Annotated in this window: 18 protein-coding genes; 10 read left to right on the top strand and 8 right to left on the bottom strand. The window is 71.7% G+C overall.

The features are described 5' to 3' along the window. Positions 1-132 precede the first annotated feature (132 nt). Positions 133-909 (top strand): carbon-nitrogen family hydrolase, encoded by a 777-nt coding sequence (locus K7B10_RS20205; protein ID WP_229337778.1) that lies wholly within the window; start codon positions 133-135, stop codon positions 907-909. Positions 910-1064: 155 nt separating this feature from the next. Next, positions 1065-1412: a hypothetical protein gene (locus K7B10_RS20200; RefSeq protein WP_229337776.1), complete on the top strand. Its 348-nt coding sequence runs from the start codon at positions 1065-1067 to the stop codon at positions 1410-1412. On the opposite strand, the gene K7B10_RS20195 is transcribed toward K7B10_RS20200, so the two are convergent. Next, positions 1348-1869 carry an LURP-one-related/scramblase family protein gene (locus tag K7B10_RS20195; RefSeq protein WP_229337774.1) on the bottom strand — a complete coding sequence of 174 codons (522 nt, stop codon included), beginning with the start codon at positions 1867-1869 and terminating at the stop codon, positions 1348-1350. The genes K7B10_RS20200 and K7B10_RS20195 overlap by 65 nt on opposite strands. 32 nt (positions 1870-1901) lie before the next feature. Here K7B10_RS20195 and K7B10_RS20190 point away from each other — a divergent pair, with 32 nt between their 5' ends. From K7B10_RS20190 to K7B10_RS20180, 3 genes are read left to right on the top strand one after another with little or no spacing between them, the layout of a single operon-like run. Further along, positions 1902-2705: an ATP-grasp domain-containing protein gene (locus K7B10_RS20190; protein WP_229337772.1), complete on the top strand. Its 804-nt coding sequence runs from the start codon at positions 1902-1904 to the stop codon at positions 2703-2705. Positions 2706-2745: 40 nt separating this feature from the next. Further along, on the top strand, positions 2746-3276 hold the full coding sequence (locus K7B10_RS20185; protein ID WP_229337770.1) for a DUF4240 domain-containing protein: 531 nt from the start codon (positions 2746-2748) through the stop codon (positions 3274-3276). Between the two features lie 47 nt (positions 3277-3323). Then, on the top strand, positions 3324-5162 hold the full coding sequence (locus tag K7B10_RS20180) for an NHL domain-containing thioredoxin family protein (RefSeq protein ID WP_229337768.1): 1839 nt from the start codon (positions 3324-3326) through the stop codon (positions 5160-5162). A gap of 13 nt (positions 5163-5175) precedes the next feature. Here K7B10_RS20180 and K7B10_RS20175 read toward each other — a convergent pair whose 3' ends face one another. The 4 genes from K7B10_RS20175 to K7B10_RS20160 all read right to left on the bottom strand — a co-directional run bounded on the left by K7B10_RS20175 (position 5176) and on the right by K7B10_RS20160 (position 10445). After that, positions 5176-6207, bottom strand: coding sequence for an SMP-30/gluconolactonase/LRE family protein (locus K7B10_RS20175; RefSeq protein WP_229337766.1), 1032 nt, complete (start codon positions 6205-6207; stop codon positions 5176-5178). A gap of 170 nt (positions 6208-6377) precedes the next feature. Then, the gene (locus K7B10_RS20170; protein WP_229337764.1) at positions 6378-7670 is read right to left on the bottom strand and encodes a M18 family aminopeptidase; all 1293 of its coding nucleotides are present in this window, start codon (positions 7668-7670) and stop codon (positions 6378-6380) included. A gap of 101 nt (positions 7671-7771) precedes the next feature. After that, positions 7772-8521 carry a hypothetical protein gene (locus tag K7B10_RS20165; protein ID WP_229345783.1) on the bottom strand — a complete coding sequence of 250 codons (750 nt, stop codon included), beginning with the start codon at positions 8519-8521 and terminating at the stop codon, positions 7772-7774. A gap of 94 nt (positions 8522-8615) precedes the next feature. After that, on the bottom strand, positions 8616-10445 hold the full coding sequence (locus K7B10_RS20160; protein WP_229345238.1) for an acyl-CoA dehydrogenase: 1830 nt from the start codon (positions 10443-10445) through the stop codon (positions 8616-8618). 206 nt (positions 10446-10651) lie between these two features. Here K7B10_RS20160 and K7B10_RS20155 point away from each other — a divergent pair, with 206 nt between their 5' ends. The 4 genes from K7B10_RS20155 (at position 10652) to K7B10_RS20140 (ending at position 13693) form a co-directional block, all read left to right on the top strand. Further along, a complete protein-coding gene (locus K7B10_RS20155) occupies positions 10652-11110 on the top strand; it encodes an SseB family protein (RefSeq protein ID WP_030153025.1) in 459 nt (152 codons plus the stop codon). Positions 11111-11135: 25 nt separating this feature from the next. Further along, positions 11136-12095 carry an ArsR/SmtB family transcription factor gene (locus K7B10_RS20150; RefSeq protein ID WP_229337763.1) on the top strand — a complete coding sequence of 320 codons (960 nt, stop codon included), beginning with the start codon at positions 11136-11138 and terminating at the stop codon, positions 12093-12095. 103 nt (positions 12096-12198) lie between these two features. Continuing rightward, positions 12199-12573 carry a hypothetical protein gene (locus tag K7B10_RS20145; RefSeq protein ID WP_229337761.1) on the top strand — a complete coding sequence of 125 codons (375 nt, stop codon included), beginning with the start codon at positions 12199-12201 and terminating at the stop codon, positions 12571-12573. Positions 12574-12706: 133 nt separating this feature from the next. After that, on the top strand, positions 12707-13693 hold the full coding sequence (locus K7B10_RS20140; RefSeq protein ID WP_229337759.1) for a pirin family protein: 987 nt from the start codon (positions 12707-12709) through the stop codon (positions 13691-13693). A 203-nt stretch (positions 13694-13896) separates the two neighbouring features. Here the strand turns inward: K7B10_RS20140 and K7B10_RS20135 are convergent, their stop codons facing one another. Then, positions 13897-14940 (bottom strand): AI-2E family transporter, encoded by a 1044-nt coding sequence (locus tag K7B10_RS20135; RefSeq protein ID WP_229345237.1) that lies wholly within the window; start codon positions 14938-14940, stop codon positions 13897-13899. 99 nt (positions 14941-15039) lie between these two features. Beyond that, complete coding sequence (locus tag K7B10_RS20130) at positions 15040-17193, bottom strand: ATP-binding SpoIIE family protein phosphatase (RefSeq protein ID WP_229345236.1); 2154 nt, start codon at positions 17191-17193, stop codon at positions 15040-15042. 136 nt (positions 17194-17329) lie between these two features. On the opposite strand from K7B10_RS20130, the gene aspS reads away from it, so the two are divergent. Further along, positions 17330-19147, top strand: coding sequence for an aspartate--tRNA ligase (gene aspS / locus K7B10_RS20125; protein WP_229337757.1), 1818 nt, complete (start codon positions 17330-17332; stop codon positions 19145-19147). A 76-nt stretch (positions 19148-19223) separates the two neighbouring features. Here the strand turns inward: aspS and K7B10_RS20120 are convergent. Further along, on the bottom strand, positions 19224-20490 hold a 1267-nt coding region (locus K7B10_RS20120), incomplete at its 5' end, for a VWA domain-containing protein (protein WP_229337755.1).

Raw genomic sequence — 20490 nt, 5'->3', positions numbered from 1 at the left:
TGTTCAGTGGCGCGTTTTCTGGAAGCGTGTGGACTGCTTCCAAAACTACGCTGCCGGTGAGCACCCCGGCAGTGCTTTCGTGTGACGATCGTAGGCCCGAGTTGACGGCTTGAATGCCAGGACGGTGGTACTGTGCGCGCCTCTCTGATCCAAATCGCCGTGTCCGACGGGGAGTCGGTCGCCGCACGCAGGGCCCGAGTGGCCGATATCGTTCGGGAGCAGGCCGGCTCGGACCTGGTCGTGCTGCCCGAACTGTGGACGATCGGCGCCTTCGCCTACGAGCAGTTCGAGACCGAGGCCGAGCCGCTGGACGGTCCGACGTACGAGACGATGTCGAAGGCGGCGAGCGACGCCGGGGTCTGGCTGCACGCGGGCTCGGTCGTGGAGCGCGCGGGCGACGGCTCCCTCTACAACACCGCCCTCGTCCTGTCCCCGGCCGGCGAGCTGGCCGCCACGTACCGCAAGATCCACCGCTTCGGCTTCGACCAGGGCGAGGCGGTCCTGATGTCGGCCGGGGACTCCCTGACCACCGTCACCCTGCCGGAGCAGGTCCTCGGCATCGCCACCTGCTACGACCTGCGCTTCCCCGAGCTGTTCCGCGGCCTGGTCGACGCCGGGGCCACCACGATGGTGGTGGCCGCGGGCTGGCCGGCCCGACGCCGGGCCCACTGGACCCTGCTGAACCGGGCGCGGGCCGTCGAGGACCAGTCGTACGTGCTCGCCTGCGGGCTGGCCGGTACGCACGCGGGCGTCGAGCAGGCCGGGCACAGCCTGGTCGTGGACCCCTGGGGCGAGGTCCTGGCCGAGGCGGGCCCCGGCGAGGACGTCCTCACCGTCGACCTGGACCCGGCGAAGGTGGCCGAGACGCGCGAGCAGTTCCCGGCCCTGAAGGACCGCCGCCTGCACTGACCGGCGCCCCGGCGCCCCGGGGCGCCGGGCCACGCGGGCCCCGGCGCCCCGGACGGCCCCGGTTGGCGCCGCGGTTCACGGGCAGGGGAGAGGAACGGGCGGCGCCGGTCGGCGGTCGCCGGTTCCGCGACGAGGAGACGAGGAGGCGGTGCGCCGTGACGGATGACGCGGAGGACGTGCTGGAGGCCGCGCTGGAGCCGCACGAGCCCGACGCCGCGGAGGTCGAAGCCCGCCGGCAGGTCCGGGACCTGGCCACCGGCATGACCCATCACGAGGCGGAAGCCGCCCTGGAGGGCGTGCTCGCCGACGCCGGCGACCTGGAGTCCGCGGACGCCGCCGTCCGCGCCGAGGCCGCCGAGTGGCAGCGCATCACCGACCTCCTGCTGGACCACGGCGGCCCGTACACGCCGGACACCGACGCCTACGTCCAGGGCCAGCTCACGGCCCGGGATCACCATCGGGACCGGCCCCGCCCTCCCGCTCCTTCTCCGCCAGCCGGATGACGCACACGGCGACCGCGATCAGCAGCGCCGCGTCCGCGTCCTCCCGGATCACGTCCACGGCGTACGTCTCGCGGATCCGGTACCACTGGCGCGAGACCAGCGCGAGGAGCTCCCCCTCGTACTCGATCTTGAACTCCCGCTCCAGGGGCCGCCCGCTCACGTCCAGTTCGGTGCCCTCGGCCAGCGTCACGAGGTAGTGGCCCCGCAGCAGGGAGAGCCGCTTGCGGCGGATCACGGCGAGCCGGCGCTCGTCGCGCTCCAGCGTCATCGCGTCGCGCAGGGTGAAAAGCTTCTCCCGCAGCGTGATCAGGATGTGCCCGTCCGGGTCCTTCAGCTCCAGCGTGTCCCGGACGCGAAGCGCCTTGCCGTCGACGAGGAATGCGTGCCTCCCGGCCTCGTCCTCGATCCAGTAGTCGTCCCCGACGGCCAGCATTTTGTCCCGAACCAGGTATTTCATGCCCGGATCGATGCCCGCGATAGGTTGCCGCCATGCCTCTGCTCTATGTGACCGACCTGGCGTACCCGGCACGCGGCCGCCGCTACTGCGACGAGGACATCCTCCTCACCTCCCGGCTGCGCGAGCACTTCCCGCTCGCCCTGTGCCACCCGCTGGACGCGGCGGGGATGATGGCGGACTTCGACGCGGTGATCGTCCGCAACAGCGGGCCGGTCCTGCACTACCAGGAGGCGTACGACGCCTTCCGCGCGGCCGCCCTCGCCGCCGGCACCCGTGTCTACAACCCGCTCACGGGCCGCGGCGACATGGCGGGCAAGCAGTACCTCCTCGACCTCACGGCCGCCGGCCACCCCGTCATCCCCACGATCGACGACCCCGCCGACCTCGCGCTGCTGCCCGCGGTGCCCTCGTACGCGGTGAAGCCCAAGCAGGGCGCGGACTCCATAGGCCTGACCTTCACCCCGCACCCGCAGGGCCCGGCGGGGGTGAACCTGATCCAGCCGCGCATCGACTTCGCGTACGAGGTCTCCTTCTACTTCGTCGACGACGCCTTCCAGTACGCCCTCCACGCCCCGGACCCGGACCGCCGCTGGGAGCTGGAGCCGTACGAGGCCACGGCGGCCGACCTGGACTTCGCCCGCTCCTTCATCGCCTGGAACACGCTGTCGCACGGCATCCAGCGGGTGGACGCCTGCCGCGCCCCCTCCGGCGAACTCCTGCTCGTCGAGCTGGAGGACCTGAACCCGTACCTCTCCCTGGACCTCGTGCCCCCGGCGACGCAGGAGGCCTTCATCACCGCTCTGACCCAATCCCTCCACTCCTTCCTCACGGTCTGACGACGCGTCCGATGTCAGAGGGGAATGCCACGCTTTCCCCATGGACAAGCAAACGTTCTGGAAGCTGATCGACACGGCCCGTACGGAGTCCGAGCCCGACCAGGTGGCGGCACGCGCCTCGGAGTTGCTGGCGCGCCGCCCCGGGTCCGAGATAGCCGCCGCCCAGCAGGTGCTGTGGGACCTGCTGGCGGAGTCCTACCGCAGCCCGCTCTGGGCCGCGGCGTACGTGATCAACGGCGGCTGCTCGGACGACGGCTTCGACTACTTCCGCGGCTGGCTCCTGACCCAGGGCGAGGAGGCCTTCGCCCTTGCCTTGGCCGACCCCGACTCCCTGGCGGACCACCCCGCGGTCCGCGAGGCGGCGGCGGAGGGTCTGGAGCTGTGGGACGAGGAGGCCCTCTCGATCGCCTGGACGGCGTACGAGTCGGCCACGGGCCGCGAGCTCCCGGCGGAGTCCTTCACGATCAGCTACCCGGCGCTGGACCCGTCCTGGGACTTCGACTTCGACGACACGGCGCAGACCGCGGCCCGGCTGCCCCGCCTGAGCGCCCTCTTCGACCAGGCGGGGTGACGGCACCCGTGAGGGGGGTGTTCCCGCGTGGATGGCAAGCTTGAAGCATGAACGATGCCGCCCCGGCGCACACCCCCGCGCCCCGCCGTGCCCGTCTCCGTGCTCCCGAGCTGGTCGGGAAGGGGGGCTGGCTGAACACGGGCGGGAAGGACCTGACCCTCGCCGCACTGCGCGGCCGGATCGTGATCCTCGACTTCTGGACCTTCTGCTGCATCAACTGCCTGCACGTCCTGGACGAGCTGCGCGAGCTGGAGGAGAAGCACCGCGACACCGTCGTGATCATCGGCGTCCACTCGCCGAAGTTCGTGCACGAGGCGGAGCACGCGGCCGTCGTCGACGCGGTCGAGCGGTACGAGGTGCACCACCCCGTCCTCGACGACCCCGAGCTGGCGACCTGGAAGCAGTACGCCGTACGGGCCTGGCCGACGCTCGTCGTCATCGACCCCGAGGGGTACATCGTCGCCCAGCACGCAGGCGAGGGGCACGCACACGCCATCGCCCGCCTCGTGGACGAGCTCGAGGCCGAGCACGAGGCCAAGGGCACGCTGCGCCGCGGGGACGGGCCCTACGTGGCGCCCGAGCCGGTGGCGACCGACCTCCGCTTCCCCGGCAAGGCGCTGCTGCTGCCGAGCGGGAACCTCCTCGTGTCGGACTCGACGCGCCACCAGCTCGTGGAGCTGGGCCCCGACGGCGAAAGCGTCGTACGCCGCATCGGCAGCGGCGAGCGCGGCTTCGGACCGGACGCCTTCAGCGAGCCCCAGGGCCTGGCCCTGCTCCCCGACGGTTCGGTCGTGGTCGCCGACACCGTCAATCACGCGCTGCGCCGCTTCGACCCCGCGACGGGCGCCGTCGAGACCGTCGCCGGGACCGGCCGCCAGTGGTGGCAGGGCTCCCCGACCTCCGGCCCGGCCCTGGAGGTGGACCTGTCCTCGCCGTGGGACGTCGCCTGGTGGCAGGGCAAGGTGTGGATCGCCATGGCGGGCGTGCACCAGCTGTGGACCTGGGACCCGGAGACCGGGACGGTCGCCGTCTCCGCAGGCACGACCAGCGAGGGCCTGCACGACGGGCCCGCGCCGGAGGCCTGGCTCGCCCAGCCCTCCGGGCTCGCGGCCGCCGGGGACCGGCTGTGGATCGCCGACTCCGAGAACAGCGCCCTGCGGTACGTGGAACCCGAGGGCGAGGGCGGCGACGGGTACGCCGTACGGACCGCCGTCGGGACCGGCCTGTTCGACTTCGGCCACCGGGACGGCGACGCCGCCCAGGCCCTGCTCCAGCACCCGCTCGGGGTGACCGCGCTGCCCGACGGCTCCGTCGCGGTGTGCGACACGTACAACCACGCCCTGCGCCGATTCGACCCGGCGACCGGCCAGGTCTCCACACTGGCCACCGACCTTCGGGAGCCCAGTGACGCGGTGCTCGTCGGCGAGGACATCGTGGTCGTCGAGTCCGCCCGGCACCGGCTGACCCGGCTGCGCCTCCCGGAGGAGGCCGTACGGGTCGACGCGGTCGCGCACCGCACGCAGCGGGCCGCCACCGAGGTCGCCCCGGGCACGCTCCGGCTCGACGTGGTCTTCCAGGCGCCGACCGGCCAGAAGCTCGACACCCGCTACGGACCGTCGACACGGCTGCTGGTGTCCTCGACACCGCCGGAACTGCTGGTGGGCGGCGAGGGGACCGGGACGGACCTCTTCCGGGAGCTGGCCCTGAACCCGGAGGTCACCGAGGGCGTGCTGCACGTCTCGGCGATGGCGGCCTCGTGCGACGACGACCCGGCGAACGAGTACCCGGCCTGCCACGTGCACCAGCAGGACTGGGGCGTGCCGGTGACCGTCACGGCCGACGGCGCCACCCGGCTCCCGCTCGTGCTCGCCGGGATGGACGCCTAGGGCCGGACAGCCACTACGGGGAAGGGCGCCGTGCGGCCCGGGCGCCCTTCCCCGCGTCGGCGACGAGCAGGTTCGGGTCGATTCCGTTGAGGAAGGCGCCGCTGGTGACGTAGACCTTGTGGTGGCGGACCGCCACGGAGGTCGGCCCGGACAACCCGTCCTTCCCGGTCAGCACGACGGTGTGGGTGCCGTCGGGCCGGACCAGGGCGAGTCCGCTCGCGGTGGTGTTCAGCGCGGCGAGCACCGTCTCGCCGCGCCCGGCGAACGCGAAGTCGTCGATCCCCGTCAGCCCGGTGGCGTGCGTCCCGGTCTTCCCCGCGGACCCGTCCTCGTCGATCGGGATCCGCAGCAGCGTGGCCCGGTCGTAGTTCGACACCCAGACCGCGTGACCCCGTACCTTGATGCCGTTCGCGCCGATGAAGGTGGTCGGCTCCAGCGCCGCGCCGGTGGCCCAGGCCGTCACCTGGGGCTCGTCGTCCAGGGAGATGCGCCACACGGTGCCGAGGACGGAGTCCGCGGCGTAGATGAGCCCGTGGTGCTCGTCGAGGGCGAGGCCGTTCACGAAGCCCTTCGGGGGCATGCCGACGAGCTTGGTGACCTCGTGGTCGGGGGTGATCCGGTAGATGCCGGTCTCGGCCGTTCCCGTGTTGTAGCCGACGTAGAGCGTCCCGTCGTGGGTGCGGACGATCCCGCTCACGACGGCGACGCCGAGCAGCGGCGTCTGCGGGTCCGCGACGTCGGGCAGGGTCGCGAGGACCTGTTTCCCGCCGTGCGGGTCCACCCGGACCACCTGGCGGGCGAGGGCCAGGGTCAGATCGGCGGAGCCGTCCGGCTCCAGCGCGATGTTCTCCGGTGTCTGGCCGGCCTCGAAGTCGAAGTGCGCGACGATCCGCGGGTCCGTGAGGGAGAGCGAGGCGTCCGCGGACTCCGGCGGCTTCGCGGTGGCGGCCGCGGGGGCGGCCACGAGCAGGGCGAGGGCGATGGCCACGGCGCCCGCGACGCGCGGCACGGGGAGGAGGCGGAACAGGCGGAACAGGCGGAGCACGGGACTCTCCTCGTCGGCCGGGAAGGGCGGAACTCCAGCACAACATGACGGAGTGTCACCATACGTTCATCGCACCGCGTCGCCGTCCGAGATCGACCCGCCCGGCCCAAGCCCGTGCCTGCCGGAGCCGCGCCGCCCGCCCGGATCCGGCAGGCGGCGCCGCCGCGGCGTCAGTCCTCCAGGAACGCCGCCAGCGCGTTCGCGAGCAGGTACGGGTCGTCCGCACCGCACAGTTCGCGGGCGCTGTGCATCGACAGGATCGCGATGCCGATGTCCACCGTCTGGATCCCGTGCCGGGCGGCCGTGATCGGGCCGATCGTCGTCCCGCACGGCATCGAGTTGTTCGAGACGAACGTCTGCCACGGCACGCCGGCCCGCTCGCACGCCGCCGCGAACACCGCGCGTCCGGTGCCGTCCGTCGCGTACCGCTGGTTGACGTTGACCTTCAGGATCGGGCCGCCGTTGGCGCGCGGGTGGTGCGAGGGGTCGTGCCGTTCCGCGTAGTTGGGGTGCACGGCGTGGCCGGTGTCCGAGGAAAGGCAGATGGTGCCCGCGAAGGCCCGCGCGCGGTCTTCGTACGTGCCCCCACGTGCGAAGACGGAACGTTCCAGCACGTTCCCCAGGAGCGGGCCGTCCGCGCCCGTGTCCGACTGCGAGCCGTTCTCCTCGTGGTCGAACGCGGCGAGCACCGGGATGTGGTCCAGCTTCTCGGCGGTCGAGGCGGCGGCCAGCGCCGCGACGCCCGCGTGCACCGAGACCAGGTTGTCCATGCGCGGGCCGGCCACGAGCTCGCGGTCGCGCCCCAGGTACGACGGCGGCTCGATCGAGTGGACCATCAGGTCCCAGCCCGCCACCGAGCCCTGCGGCAGGCCCTCTTCCTCCTCCAGGAAGGCGATGAGGTCGCCCTCGTGCGCCTCGCCCAGGCCCCAGATCGGCTGCATGTGACGCTGCTTGTCGAGCTTGAGCCCTTCGCTGTTGACCGACCGGTCCAGGTGCACGGCCAGTTGCGGGACGCGCAGCAGTGCGCGGTCCACGTTCACCAGCCGCTCGCTGCCGTCGCGCAGGGTCAGCCGGCCCGCCAGGCCCAGGTCCCGGTCCAGCCAGGTGTTGAGCAGGGTTCCGCCGTAGATCTCGACCGCGATCTGCCGCCAGCCCTGTGAGCCCGTGTCAGGAATCGGCTTGACGCGGAGGTTGGGGGAGTCGGTGTGCGCGCCGACGATCCGGAACGGCATGTGCGGGGTCGCGCCCTCCGGGACGAACCAGGCGATGAGCGCGCCGCCGCGCAGGACGAACCGGCCTCCGCTGCCCGAGTCCCAGGCGTCCGTTTCCGACAACTGCCTGAAACCTGCCTTTTCCAGCCGCTCGGCCGCATTGGCCACGGCGTGGTACGGCGACGGACTGGCCGTCAAAAAGGTCATCAGATCGTCGGTGTGGCCGCGGTCGAAGCGGGCGGGAGAGCTCATGTGGTTCACCTTAACGACGGTCGTGTTCGCCATGGTCGGACTGCGGCGGATAGCCGAAGCGCCGGGACCGCGGGCCGTGTGGTCCACTTCCCGGCGGCCTGTCAGCCCGGCGGGCGCTCGAATCTGCGCTGCAGCTGTCTGCGCTCGCCCCGGCGGATGCGCGGGAGCATCTCCGGGGTTGTCGCGGAGCGCTGCGCGCGTCTCTTGCGTCCGGCGCAGAAGATACAGGCCTCACCGGGCGGCGCGTCCGGGTCGATGGGCGCGCCGGGGTGCTCGGAGCAGCCGGAGGCGTTGCGGGGCCTGGACAGCTCGCGGGCCACGATGAATGCCCGATGGAGATCGTCCGCTATCCGGACAAACTCCTCGGCGGGGGAGGAAAAGCCCAGGTGGAAGCGGCGGTCCTCGACCGTGCGGAGGTGGTCGCGCAGGGACTGCAGCGTGTACGGAGGATCCGGTACGGGATAGCCCAGCCGGCGCTGCTCCCCCGCGGGCGGGGCGGCGGACGCCGGGCGGGCGCCGCGCACCCCCTGGGAGCGGAGCCCGAGCCGGCGCCGGTCGTTGCAGATCAGGCAGCGGCCCCAGCCGTCGGGCGCTTCGGGGTCCAGGGCCCCGTTGGGGTGCTCGGAGCAGCCGGTGTAGCTCTTGGCGGGTGCCAGCCCGGCCGCGGTCTGGAAGGCGGTGTAGAGGGCGTCGGCGACGGCCTCGTACTCGGCGGGGTGGGCGCCGTCGTACAGCTCCCGCAGATGGTCGCCGAGGCTGCCCAGGGCGGCCTGCAGCTCCTTGAGGGCGTACGGCCGCCCGGTCGGGACGGAGTACCCCCTGCTGTGGTTGTGCTGCTCTGCCGGGCTCATGTCTACGAGCGTGCCACGAACCACCGACAACCTGTGAATGCCGCGGGCCGGGCCCTCTGGGAGGGCCCGGCCCGCGGCTGGATGACGGTGGAGGCTAGAACGCGGCCTCGTCGAGCTCCATCAGGGAGTTGTCGACGGCCTCGGCCAGCGCGCGGGCGACCGAGACGTTCGGCAGCACCTGCGAGGCGAAGAACTTCGCCGCCGCGATCTTGCCGGTGTAGAAGGCGACGTCCTTCGCGGGGGCGCCGGCGGCCAGCTTCTCGGCGGCCACGGCCGCGCCCTTGAGCAGCAGGTAGCCGACGACGACGTCACCGGACGCCATCAGCAGGCGGGTGGTGTTCTGGCCGACCTTGTAGATGTTCTTGACGTCCTCGCCGGTGGCGGTGAGGTCGACGATCATCTGGCCGACGATGCCCTCCAGGTCCACGGCCGCCTTGGCGAGCGCGTCGCGGGCACCGGCCAGCTCCTCGCCGCCGACGGCCTCGGCCAGGAACTTCTTGATCGTCTCGGAGAGGACGTTCAGCGAGGCGCCCTGGTCGCGGACGATCTTCCGGAAGAAGAAGTCCTGGCCCTGGATCGCCGTGGTGCCCTCGTAGAGGGTGTCGATCTTGGCGTCGCGGATGTACTGCTCGATCGGGTATTCCTGCAGGTAACCGGAGCCGCCGAAGGTCTGCAGCGACTGCGCGAGCTGCTCGTACGAGCGCTCCGAGCCGTAGCCCTTCACGATCGGCAGGAGCAGGTCGTTCAGGCCAATCTCGGCGGAGGCGTCCTCGCCCGCGGCCTGCTTGACCTGGATCGCGTCCTGGACGGAGGCGGTGTACAGCACCAGGGCGCGCATGCCCTCGGCGTACGCCTTCTGCGTCATCAGCGAGCGGCGCACGTCCGGGTGGTGCGTGATGGTGACCTTGGGGGCCGTCTTGTCCATGAAGTTGGCCAGGTCCGGACCCTGCACGCGCTCCTTGGCGTACTCCAGGGCGTTCAGGTAGCCGGTCGAGAGCGTCGCGATGGCCTTCGTGCCGACCATCATGCGGGCGAACTCGATGATCATGAACATCTGGCGGATGCCGTCGTGCTTGTCGCCGATCAGCCAGCCCTTGGCGGGGTGCTGGTCGCCGAAGGTCATCTCGCACGTGTTGGAGGCCTTGAGGCCCATCTTGTGCTCGACGTTCGTCGCGTAGACGCCGTTGCGCTCGCCCAGCTCGCCGGTCTCCCAGTCGAAGTGGAACTTCGGGACGAGGAACAGCGACAGGCCCTTGGTGCCCGGGCCGTGGCCCTCGGGGCGCGCGAGGACGTAGTGGAGGATGTTCTCCTCCATGTCGTGCTCACCGGACGTGATGAAGCGCTTCACGCCCTCGATGTGCCAGGAGCCGTCCTCCTGCTGGACGGCCTTGGTGCGGCCGGCGCCCACGTCCGAGCCGGCGTCCGGCTCGGTGAGGACCATGGTGGAGCCCCAGCGCTTCTCGACGGCTATCTGCGCGACCTTCTTCTGCGCCTCGTTGCCCTCTTCGAAGAGGATGCCGGCGAACGCCGGGCCGGAGGAGTACATCCAGATGGCCGGGTTCGAGCCGAGCAGCAGCTCCGCGTAGGCCCAGATGAGGGAGCGGGGCGAGGTGGTGCCGCCGATCTCCTCGGGCAGGCCGAGCCGCCAGTACTCGGAGTCCATGAAGGCTTCGTAGCTCTTCTTGAAGGACGCCGGGACCGGCGCGGTGTTGGTGGCCGGGTCGAAGACCGGCGGGTTGCGGTCGGCGTCCGCGAAGGAGTCGGCCAGCTCGTTCTCGGCGAGGCGGGCGATCTCGGACAGGACGCTCTTGGCGGTCTCGGTGTCCATCTCACCGAACGGGCCGGTGCCGTACAGCTTGTCGCGGCCGAGCACCTCGAAGAGGTTGAACTCGATGTCGCGGAGATTCGACTTGTAGTGCCCCATGGCGACGGCTCCGTTAAGGCTCGGGAAGACAGGTTCCTCGTACATACCAATCGGTAACGTTCATGATGCTACCCGTGGGTAATAAGACGCAACCCCTGACGGGGCGACTGTGACCAGGGTCAAGCGGCGCACCGGCCGGCCGCGAGCCGCGACCCTGGCGGGAATGCGCGTCCACGGGGTCGGGGGCGCTCGGTAGGCTTCGCCCTATGTACGGCTACGACCAGAACGTGAGCGCAGGGCAGCAGTACGCCGCCCCGCAGCAGATGGCCGGCGGGTACGGCGAGCAGCCGCTGTACCCCGAGCCCTCGCCGCCGTCGCTCGCCGACGCGGTGCGGGCCTTCACGACCGGGTCGCTGTCCGCCGAGGACTTCCAGCAGATCTTCGCCACGTCGAAGGTCTACTGTCCGCGCGGTGAGACCCCGGGCTTCCTGGCGCTGCACAACACGCAGCAGCCGGTGATCCCCATGTTCACCACGCTCAAGGAGCTGCGCCGGTACGCCGGCAAGGAGTCCAAGTACTTCGTGATCACGGGCGCCGAGGTGATCGACCTGCTGCCGACCGGCTACGGCTTCGTCCTCGACATGGAGGGCGACCACCGCATGGTCTTCGACGCGAAGGCCGTGGAGCAGATGGTCGACTACGCGATGCGCCGCATGTACGGCTGACGGAGGCCGTGGCCGGGGGGCGGACGTGCTGCGAGTGCATTTCACGGCGGAGGACCTGCTCAACGTCACGTTCGCGAGCGAGCCGCTGCCGCTGGTGGAGCTGTCGATGGCGCTGATCGCCTGGCAGCGCGTGGACGAACAGGCGGTTTTCGGCCGCTGGCGCAGCCGCGTCAGCCGGGAATTACCGGACCGGGCGCGCCCGCTGCTCGATCTGCTGCGGCCGGACGGCGACAACCCGCAGTTCGTCGAGCCCGTCGCGCGGAGCCTGGAGGAGGGACTCGCCGCCGTACGGGACGCGGGTGCGCGGCTGAGCGCCGAGCAGCTGCACCGTACCGCCGCCCGCGCCCCCGGCCCGGCGTCCTGGCTGCGTGCGCTGTGGGGGCAGGACCGTGAGGCGTGGGACCTGCTGGACAGCGCGATCCGCTGCGCGTACGAGGCGGTCGTGGCCCCGCAGTGGCCGCGGGTCCGGCAGTCCTACAGGGCGGACGTCGCCTGGCGCACCCGGCTGCTGGCCGCCCACGGCATCAAGGCGTGCCTGGCGAGCGTCCACCCGGCGGCGGCCTGGTCGGACACCGTCTTCGAGGTGGGCCTCGAGCCGGACTACGAGGTCCGGCTCGGCGGCGGCGGTCTGATGCTGATGCCCTCGGCGTTCTGGACGGGGCGCCCGCTGCTGGCCGGCCTGCCGGACGGGTCGCACGTCCTGCACTACCCGGCGATGACCCCGCTGCCCCTGGTCGAGCCGGACCGGGCGGAGGGCGCGCTGGACGCGCTGCTGGGCCGGACCCGGGCGGCCGTGCTGCACCTGCTGATCGAGCAGCGGACCACCAGCGAACTGGCCCGGGACCTGGACATCAGCCTGCCGTCGGTGTCGGAGCACACGCGCACGCTGCGCGCGGCGGGGCTCATCACCACGGAGAGGGACGGCAAGGCCGTCCTCCACTCGGCCACCGGACTGGGCGTGGACCTGCTCCACAGTACGGGCTGACGGCCGACCTTTCGGCGGTGCCCGAAAGGATCGCGGCCGGCGCCCCGGCTCCCGAACATCGGTGCTGCGGGGGAATCCCGCTCCTACCGACAGGGAGACTGCCATGTCCGTCACGTCCTTACGCACGAAGCTCGCCGCGCTGGCGGCCACCGGGGTCATGGCGCTGGGTACGGGGGTCCTGGCGGCGTCACCCGCGACGGCCTCGGACCACACGGTCGACGGGTGCCCCTCCGGGTACGGGTGCATCTACACCCCGGGCTGGGGCTCGCACACGGTGGACGTGAAGTTCAACGCCGCGGGTACCTACAACCTGAGCAACAAGAACGACTGGCGCTGGGTGCTGAACAACCAGACCGGCGGCTGGAAGTTCAAGCTGTGCACCGGATACAACGGCACCGGCAGCTGTGAGGACATGCCGCTGGACCAGTGGCGGTGGCGGGACATCACGCCGATCAACTCGGTCGTCGTCTCGCCGTGACCGTATGACCGCATAACCGCAGGTGAGAGGCTTCGGGCCCCGGGGGGAATTCCCCCGGGGCCCCTTCTGTTCTGTGGGGTGTGGCAGGAAGTTCGAGTTTCAACTAAACTCGACGCAGAAGGAGGTTCCGACCATGCCTGCAGTGACTGTGGAGAACCCGTTGACGCTCCCCCGCGTCGCGGAGCCCGCCCAGGAGACCGCCGCCCGCAAGGTGCTGGCCGTCACGACCGCCCCGGGTGGGTTCGAGGGCGAGGGGTTCCCGGTGCGCCGCGCGTTCGCCGGGATCAACTACCAGCACCTCGACCCGTTCATCATGATGGACCAGATGGGCGAGGTGGAGTACGCGCCGGGCGAGCCCAAGGGCACCCCCTGGCACCCCCACCGCGGCTTCGAGACCGTCACGTACCTGATCGACGGAACCTTCGTCCACCAGGACAGCAACGGCGGCGGCGGAGTCATCAACGGCGGTGACACCCAGTGGATGACCGCCGGCTCCGGCCTCCTGCACATCGAGGCCCCGCCGGAGTCCCTCGTCGTGTCCGGCGGTCTCTTCCACGGCCTCCAGCTGTGGGTGAACCTCCCCGCCTCCGACAAGATGATGCCCCCGCGCTACCAGGACATCGGCGGCGGCCAGGTCCAGCTGCTGTCCACCCCCGACGGCGGTGCCCTGCTCCGCGTGATCGCCGGCGAGCTGGACGGCCACGCCGGTCCCGGCATCACCCACACCCCGATCACGATGATCCACGCGACCGTCACCCCCGGCGCGCAGATCACCCTCCCGTGGCGCGAGGACTTCAACGCCCTCGCGTACGTCATGGCCGGCCGCGGCAGCGTCGGCACCGACCGGCGTCCCGTCCACACGGGGCAGACGGCGGTCTTCGGCGAGGGCGGCTCGATCACGGTGCGGGCGGACGGGTCCCAGGACGCGAACACCCCGGACCTGGAGGTCGTGCTCCTCGGTGGGCGTCCCATCCGGGAGCCGATGGCGCACTACGGGCCGTTCGTCATGAACAGCCGGCAGGAGCTCCAGCAGGCCTTCGACGACTTCCAGGCGGGCCGGCTGGGGACCATCCCCACCACCGCCCGGGAGCGCACGAAGTCGGCGGACCAGCACTCCTGACCGCCCCCTGGCGGCGCAGGCCTCCGCCGGCTGCGTACGGGAGGACGGCCATGCCGGGTACAGGCCGGCCAGGACCCCGGTGACCAGTCCGATCAGCGGCGCCACGGCGACGGTGAGCGGCGACATCACCGGGGTCCAGTCGCGCAGCGCCGCCACCCCGGCCGGATGATCGGGGACCGTTGCACGGTTGCCCGGAAACGTTGCTACTCGGCGCGCTCGGCCCCCGCGTAGCGACGGCGGATCTCCGACACCACGCCGAACGCGGCCGCGGTGAGCGGTACGGCCAGCAGCATGCCGAGGATCCCGGCGACGCTGGCTCCGGCGGTGATGGCGAGCATGACCACGGCGGGGTGCATCTGGACGGTCCGGCTCTGGATCACCGGCTGCAGGATGTGCCCCTCCAGCAGCTGCACGGCGATCACCACGCCCACCGCCCACAGCCCGATGAACCATCCCCGCTCGGCGAAGGCGACGAGGACGGCCACCGCGCCGGAGATGAAGGCGCCCAGGTACGGGATGTACGCGCCGACGAACACCAGGGCGCCGAGGCCGACGGCGCCGGGGACGCGGAGCACGAGCAGTCCGACCGTGATGCACACGGCGTCGATCAGCGCGATGAAGGTGGTGCCGCGCATGAAGCCCTCGACGGCTTCGAAGGCACGGCGGGCCATCGCCTCGACGGTGTCGCCGGCCGCGCGGGGCGCGAGCGAGCGCAGGGTGCCGGCCGCGCGGTGCGAGTCGCGCAGGAAGAAGAACATCAACAGGAGGGCGAGGACGGAGGTGGCGATCACCTCGCCGACGACGCTGATGCCGGTGATGACGCCGGAGGCGGCCGTACCGCCGAACTTCGCCAGCAGCTCCTTGGCATTCGAGGCCAGGTCCTCCAGGGAGGTCCCGGCGGGCCCGAAGCGGGCGGTGATGTCCTGTCCGGCCTGCTTGAGGGAGTCGAGGATCTGGTCGCCCGTGCTGATCAGGGCGTGCACGACCACGTACCCGGCCCCGCCGAACACCGCGACCACGCCGAGGCAGGTGAGCGCGGCGGACAGCGAGGGGTGCACCCCCATCCGTACGAGGCGCCGGTGCATCGGCCCGAGCAGGGCGACTCCGAGCAGCGCGAGCAGGACGGGCGTGACGGCGGTCTTGAACGTGATGCACAGCCACACGCCGACGGCGACCACGCCGCTGACGAGCAGGGCGACCACGCACCAGGCGGCCAGCCGCCTGACCGGCGGAGGGAGCAGAGTCAGCACCGGTGCATCCAACCACGGCGTTCCGGGACGGCGTCGTGGGACGTCCTCGCGGGACGGTCTCGCGGGACGGCGTCGCGGCCGGGGCCCGGTCGTCGCTCAGTCGTCCTTGGCCTGTTCGTCCATCTCGAACCAGATCGACTTGCCCTCGCCGCGCGGATCCACGCCCCAGGTGTCCGCCAGCATCTCCATCAGGAGGACGCCCCGGCCGCTCGACGCCATCTCGCCCGGGTGCCGCTTGTGCGGCAGTTCGTCGCTGGCGTCCGCCACCTCGATGCGCAGCCGCCGCGTCCCCAGCTCGCCCACCGCCTCCGCGACCAGCAGCGCGTCGCCGTCCGTGTGCACGAGGACGTTCGTGACCATCTCGGAGACCATGAGCACCGCCGAGTCCACCTGCTCCGCGTCCGCCCAGTCGTGCAGCAGCTCCCGGATCTGCCGGCGTGCGCCCGCGATCCGCTCCGGCTCCGCCTGCGCCACGGTCAGCATGGTGCGGCGCGCCGGTCGCGCCGGTCGGGCCGGGTGCTCCGCGGGGGCCCCGTAGCCGCGGTCCGCGCCCTCCCTGCACAGCAGGACGACGGCTATGTCGTCCTCGCGCCGGTCGGCCAGCGGGCCGGTGGTGTGGTGCGAGGAGGGCCCGTGCACGGCCTGGACCAGCAGGTCGGCCAGCTTCTCCAGGCCGTCGGGCCCGAGGCCCCTGCCCGGCTCGTGCGTCTCGGACTCGAGGATCGCCCGCAGCCGCGCCCAGCCGGTGTCCAGGTCGTGCCCGCCGGTCTCGATGAGCCCGTCGGTGCACAGCATCATCGTCTCGCCGTGCTCCAGCGTGAACCGCGTCGTGGGGTAGTCCGTGTCCGCGACGATGCCGAGCGGCAGGCCCCCGGCGGTCGGTCGCATCAGCACGGTGCCGTCCGTCATCCGGATCACCGGGTCGGGGTGGCCGGCGCGGGCCACCTCCAGCAGCCCCGTCGCCGGGTCGCACTCCACGTACAGGCAGGTCGCGAAGCGCGGGCTGCGGAAGTCGGAGTCCTCGTACGAGTCCGTGATGCCGGCCAGGAAGCGCGAGGCGCGGGAGAGCACCGCGTCGGGCCGGTGGCCCTCGGAGGCGTACGCGCGCACCGCGATCCGCAGCTGGCCCATCAGCCCGGCGGCCCGTACGTCGTGCCCCTGGACGTCCCCGATGACCAGCGCGAACCGTCCCGACGGGAGCGGGATCATGTCGTACCAGTCGCCGCCGACCTCCAGCCCGCCGCCGGTCGGGACGTACCGCGCCGCGAGCTGCATGCCCGGGATGTCGGGGCCCAGCATGGGCATCATCGACCGCTGCAGGTCGGAGGTGAGTTCCCGCTCGGATTCGGCCACGCCCGCCCGCTGGAGGGCCTGGGCGAGCATCCGGGCCACGGTGGTCAGGACGGACCGCTCGTCCGGTGAGAAGGACACCGGGTGCTTGAACGCTGCCATCCAGGCGCCCATGGTGCGTCCGGCGACGATCAGGGGGACGAAGGCCCAGGAGGCCCGGCCGAAGCGCTGGGCGAGCGGCCAGGTGGCCGGGAACCGCCGTTTGTACTCCTCGGGGCTGGGGAGGTAGATCGCCCGCCCCGTACGGACGACCTCGGCGGCGGGGTAATCCGTCTCCAGCCGCATGTCCGAGAAGGGGGCCTCGTCCCCGGGTCCGTGCCCGTGGTGCCCGATGATCGACAGCCGGTCCCCGGCCACCCCGAAGACCGCCAGCCCGTCGGGGCTGAAGCCGGGCATCGACAGGGAGGCGGCGACCCGCAGCACCTCCGCCGTGGACCGGGCCTCGGCGAGCGCCCGTCCAGCGTCCAGCAGGAAGGCCTCCCGGGAGCGCCGCCAGTCGCCGGTGATCGGGGTGTGCACGGCGGTCGTGCCCGGCTGCGGCTCGGCGATCTCCTGGATCGTGCCGATCAGCTCGTAGTCGACGCGGCCCTCGGCGGACCGGTTCTCCACGGGCTTGGAGCGGCTGCGCACGGTCCGCAGCACGCGCCCGTCCTCGTCCATGATCCGCAGCCGGGCCTCGGCGAGGGTGTCCTCGGCCACCGCGAGGTTGACGATTCCGTTGATCTCGTTCCAGTCCACCGGGTGGAACCGCGACCGCACGACGACCTCGGGCAGCACGGCGGGCTCCGCGGGCAGCCCGAGCAGCCGGGCGGCCTCGCTGTCGAGGGTGACCGTCCCGGAGGCGTTGTCCCATCGCCACAGGCCCGTCGCGATGGCGGCCAGGACGTCCTCGGTGCGCACCCGGTCATCTTTACAGGTCATCCCCCGGGAGTGCCTGTTCGCGGGCGCTGACGGGCACGCCAGCACGGTCCCCTGCCCGGACGGTAACCTTGTGAGGGTTGAATCCACCCTGGTATCGCGAAGAACTGGATGACTGATGCATCGGTACAGGTCCCACACCTGCGGCGAGCTCCGCGCCTCTGACGTCAACGCCGACGTCCGGCTGAGCGGCTGGCTGCACAACCGTCGAGACCTGGGCGGCATCCTCTTCATCGATCTGCGCGACCACTACGGCATCACGCAGCTCGTGGCCCGCCCCGGCACCGCCGCGGCCGCCGTCCTGGACAAGCTCTCCAAGGAGACGGTCGTCCGCGTCGACGGCAAGGTCGTCTCGCGCGGCGCCGAGAACGTCAACGCCGACCTCCCCACCGGCGAGATCGAGATCGAGGCCGTCGAGGTCGAGGTGCTCGGCGCGGCCGCCCCGCTGCCCTTCACGATCAACACCGACGACGGTGTGAACGAGGAGCGGCGCCTGGAGTACCGCTTCCTGGACCTGCGCCGCGAGCGCATGCACCGCAACATCATGCTGCGCTCCGCCGTCATCGCGGCGATCCGCCACAAGATGGTGGCCCTCGGCTTCAACGAGATGGCGACCCCGATCCTCACCGCGACCTCCCCCGAGGGCGCCCGTGACTTCGTCGTCCCCTCCCGCCTGAACCCGGGCAAGTTCTACGCCCTGCCGCAGGCCCCGCAGCAGTTCAAGCAGCTGCTGATGATCTCGGGCTTCGACCGGTACTTCCAGATCGCGCCCTGCTTCCGTGACGAGGACGCCCGCGCCGACCGCTCGCCGGGCGAGTTCTACCAGCTCGACGTCGAGATGTCGTTCGTCGAGCAGGAGGACGTCTTCCAGCCGATCGAGCGCCTGATGACCGAGCTCTTCACCGAGTTCGGCAACGGCCGCGAGGTCACCTCGCCGTTCCCGCGGATCCCGTTCCGCGAGTCGATGCTGAAGTACGGCAACGACAAGCCCGACCTGCGCGCCAAGCTGGAGCTCGTCGACATCACCGACGTCTTCGAGGGCTCGGAGTTCAAGGCGTTCGCCGGCAAGCACGTGCGTGCGCTGGCCGTCCCGGACACCGCCGCGCAGCCGCGCAAGTTCTTCGACGGCCTCGGCGAGTACGCGATCTCGCTCGGCGCCAAGGGCCTGGCGTGGGTCCGTGTGGGCGAGGACGGTTCGCTGACCGGCCCGATCGCCAAGTTCCTCACCGAGGAGAACGTCAAGGTCCTCACCGAGCGCCTGGGCCTGCTCCCCGGCCACGCCGTGTTCTTCGGTGCGGGCGAGTTCGAAGAGGTCTCCAAGATCATGGGCCCGGTCCGGGTCGAGGCCGCCAAGCGCGCCGGCCAGTTCGAGGAGAACGTCTTCCGGTTCTGCTGGATCGTCGACTTCCCGATGTACGAGAAGGACGAGGAGACCGGCAAGATCGACTTCTCGCACAACCCCTTCTCCATGCCCCAGGGCGGCATGAAGGACCTGGAGGAGAAGGACCCGCTCGACATCCTGGCCTGGCAGTACGACATCGTCTGCAACGGCATCGAGCTGTCCTCCGGCGCCATCCGCAACCACGAGCCCGAGGTCATGCTGAAGGCCTTCGAGATCGCGGGTTACGAGGCGGAGACCGTCGAGCGCGAGTTCGCCGGCATGCTGCGCGCCTTCCGTCTCGGCGCCCCGCCGCACGGCGGCATCGCCCCGGGCGTCGACCGCATCGTGATGCTGCTCGCCGACGAGCCGAACATCCGCGAGACCATCGCCTTCCCGCTGAACGGCAACGCGCAGGACCTGATGATGGGCGCGCCCACGGTCCTGGAGGAGTCCCGCCTGCGCGAGCTGAACATCGCGCTGCGCAAGCCGGTGGAGACGAAGGCCGCCGACGCCAAGCCGATCGCGGAGGCCGTCCACCCGGACGCCGCGCGCTGATCGCCCGTAGGTGAGACGAAGGGCCCGGGATCCGATGGATCCCGGGCCCTTCGTCTTGCGCGGGTGACTGCGGGGCTCAGAAGCTCTGGAGCAGCCCCTTGGCCAGCGCGGCGGAGGTCAGCTCGGCGGGGGCCGGGCCGGCATGGAAGAAGCCGGCGTTCTCGGCGTCCAGCTTGCGCAGGAAGTCGAAGGCCTTGGCGTCGTGCTCGCCGAAGGCGACGAACTGCCAGTACACGCCGGGTGCGGAGGCGGCGGCGTCGGCGAGGGCCTGCTTGGCGGGCCGGACGCTGTCGGGGGCGCCGTCGGTCTGGAACACGACGAGGGCGGGGCCTTCGCCGCCGTCCTTCTGGTACCGCTCGACGACGGCCTCCACGGCCACGTGGTAGCTGGTGCGGCCCATGCGGCCGAGTTCGCCGTGGCGGGCTTCGACCCAGGCGTCGTCGTGGGCCTCCAGGGTCAGGTCGGCGGTGCCGTCCACGTCCGTGGAGAAGAACACGGTGTGTACGGTCGCGGCGGCGTCGAGGTGCGCGGCGAGGGCGAGGGCGTGGTCCGCGAGGTGCTGGGCGCTGCCGTCCTTGTAGAACGGGCGCATCGACCCGGACCGGTCCAGGACCAGGTACACCTTGGCCCGCGCACCGGCCTTGCCCTTGCCCCGGAGCGCCTGTCCGGCGGCCTTGTAGGCCGCGGCCACCGCGGGAGCCGCCCGCTTCACGTCGGCGAGCGCGTGAGCCGGCCCTGCGGTCTCGGCGGCAGCACCCTCGACGTCGTCGGCGGCGACGGCCTCGACGACCGGCTCCGCGACGACCTCGACGACCTCGGCGACCGGTTCGGCCTCGGGTTCGGCGGCGACCTCGACGACCTCGGCGACCGGCTCCGCGACGGCCTCGGGCTCGGCGGCGATGTCGGTGACGGCCTCGGCCCCGGGTTCGGCGGCGACCTCGACGACCGGCTCCGCGGCGGCCACGACCTCGGCCTCGACGACCTCGGCGACGGCCTCGGGCTCGGCGATCGCGTCGACCACCGGCTCGACCTCGGTCACGTCGGCGACCGGCTCCACCTCAGGGGTCTGCGCCTCGGCCGCCAAGGGCTCCACGACGACCTCGGGCTCGGTCTGAACCTCGGGCTCGGCCACGACCGGGGCGACCGCCTCGGCCACCGGCTCCGCGTCGGGCGTCTCCGCCTCGGCCTCGACGGCCTCGGCTACAGCCTGTGCCTCGACAGCCTCGACCTCGACCTCGGCCACAGCTTCGGCCTCGGCCACAGCTTCGGCCTCGGGTTCCGCGACGGCCTCGGCCACAGCTTCGGCCTCGGGTTCCGCGACGGCCTCGGCCACAGCTTCGGCC

The sequence above is a fragment of the Streptomyces flavotricini genome (genome assembly GCF_020639365.1).
In the GTDB taxonomy this organism is placed as follows: Bacteria; Actinomycetota; Actinomycetes; order Streptomycetales; family Streptomycetaceae; genus Streptomyces; species Streptomyces flavotricini.
The sequence above is the reverse complement of the archived record's forward strand: the minus strand, read 5'-3'. Positions and strand labels throughout refer to the sequence as shown.

Coding starts and splice junctions, on each gene's coding strand:
- K7B10_RS20195 (WP_229337774.1), bottom strand. CDS start 1,869: ATGAAATACCTGGTTCGGGACAAAATGCTGGCCGTCGGGGACGACTAC.
- K7B10_RS20190 (WP_229337772.1), top strand. CDS start 1,902: ATGCCTCTGCTCTATGTGACCGACCTGGCGTACCCGGCACGCGGCCGC.
- K7B10_RS20185 (WP_229337770.1), top strand. CDS start 2,746: ATGGACAAGCAAACGTTCTGGAAGCTGATCGACACGGCCCGTACGGAG.
- K7B10_RS20180 (WP_229337768.1), top strand. CDS start 3,324: ATGAACGATGCCGCCCCGGCGCACACCCCCGCGCCCCGCCGTGCCCGT.
- K7B10_RS20170 (WP_229337764.1), bottom strand. CDS start 7,670: ATGAGCTCTCCCGCCCGCTTCGACCGCGGCCACACCGACGATCTGATG.
- K7B10_RS20165 (WP_229345783.1), bottom strand. CDS start 8,521: ATGAGCCCGGCAGAGCAGCACAACCACAGCAGGGGGTACTCCGTCCCG.
- K7B10_RS20160 (WP_229345238.1), bottom strand. CDS start 10,445: ATGGGGCACTACAAGTCGAATCTCCGCGACATCGAGTTCAACCTCTTC.
- K7B10_RS20155 (WP_030153025.1), top strand. CDS start 10,652: ATGTACGGCTACGACCAGAACGTGAGCGCAGGGCAGCAGTACGCCGCC.
- K7B10_RS20145 (WP_229337761.1), top strand. CDS start 12,199: ATGTCCGTCACGTCCTTACGCACGAAGCTCGCCGCGCTGGCGGCCACC.
- K7B10_RS20140 (WP_229337759.1), top strand. CDS start 12,707: ATGCCTGCAGTGACTGTGGAGAACCCGTTGACGCTCCCCCGCGTCGCG.
- aspS (WP_229337757.1), top strand. CDS start 17,330: ATGCATCGGTACAGGTCCCACACCTGCGGCGAGCTCCGCGCCTCTGAC.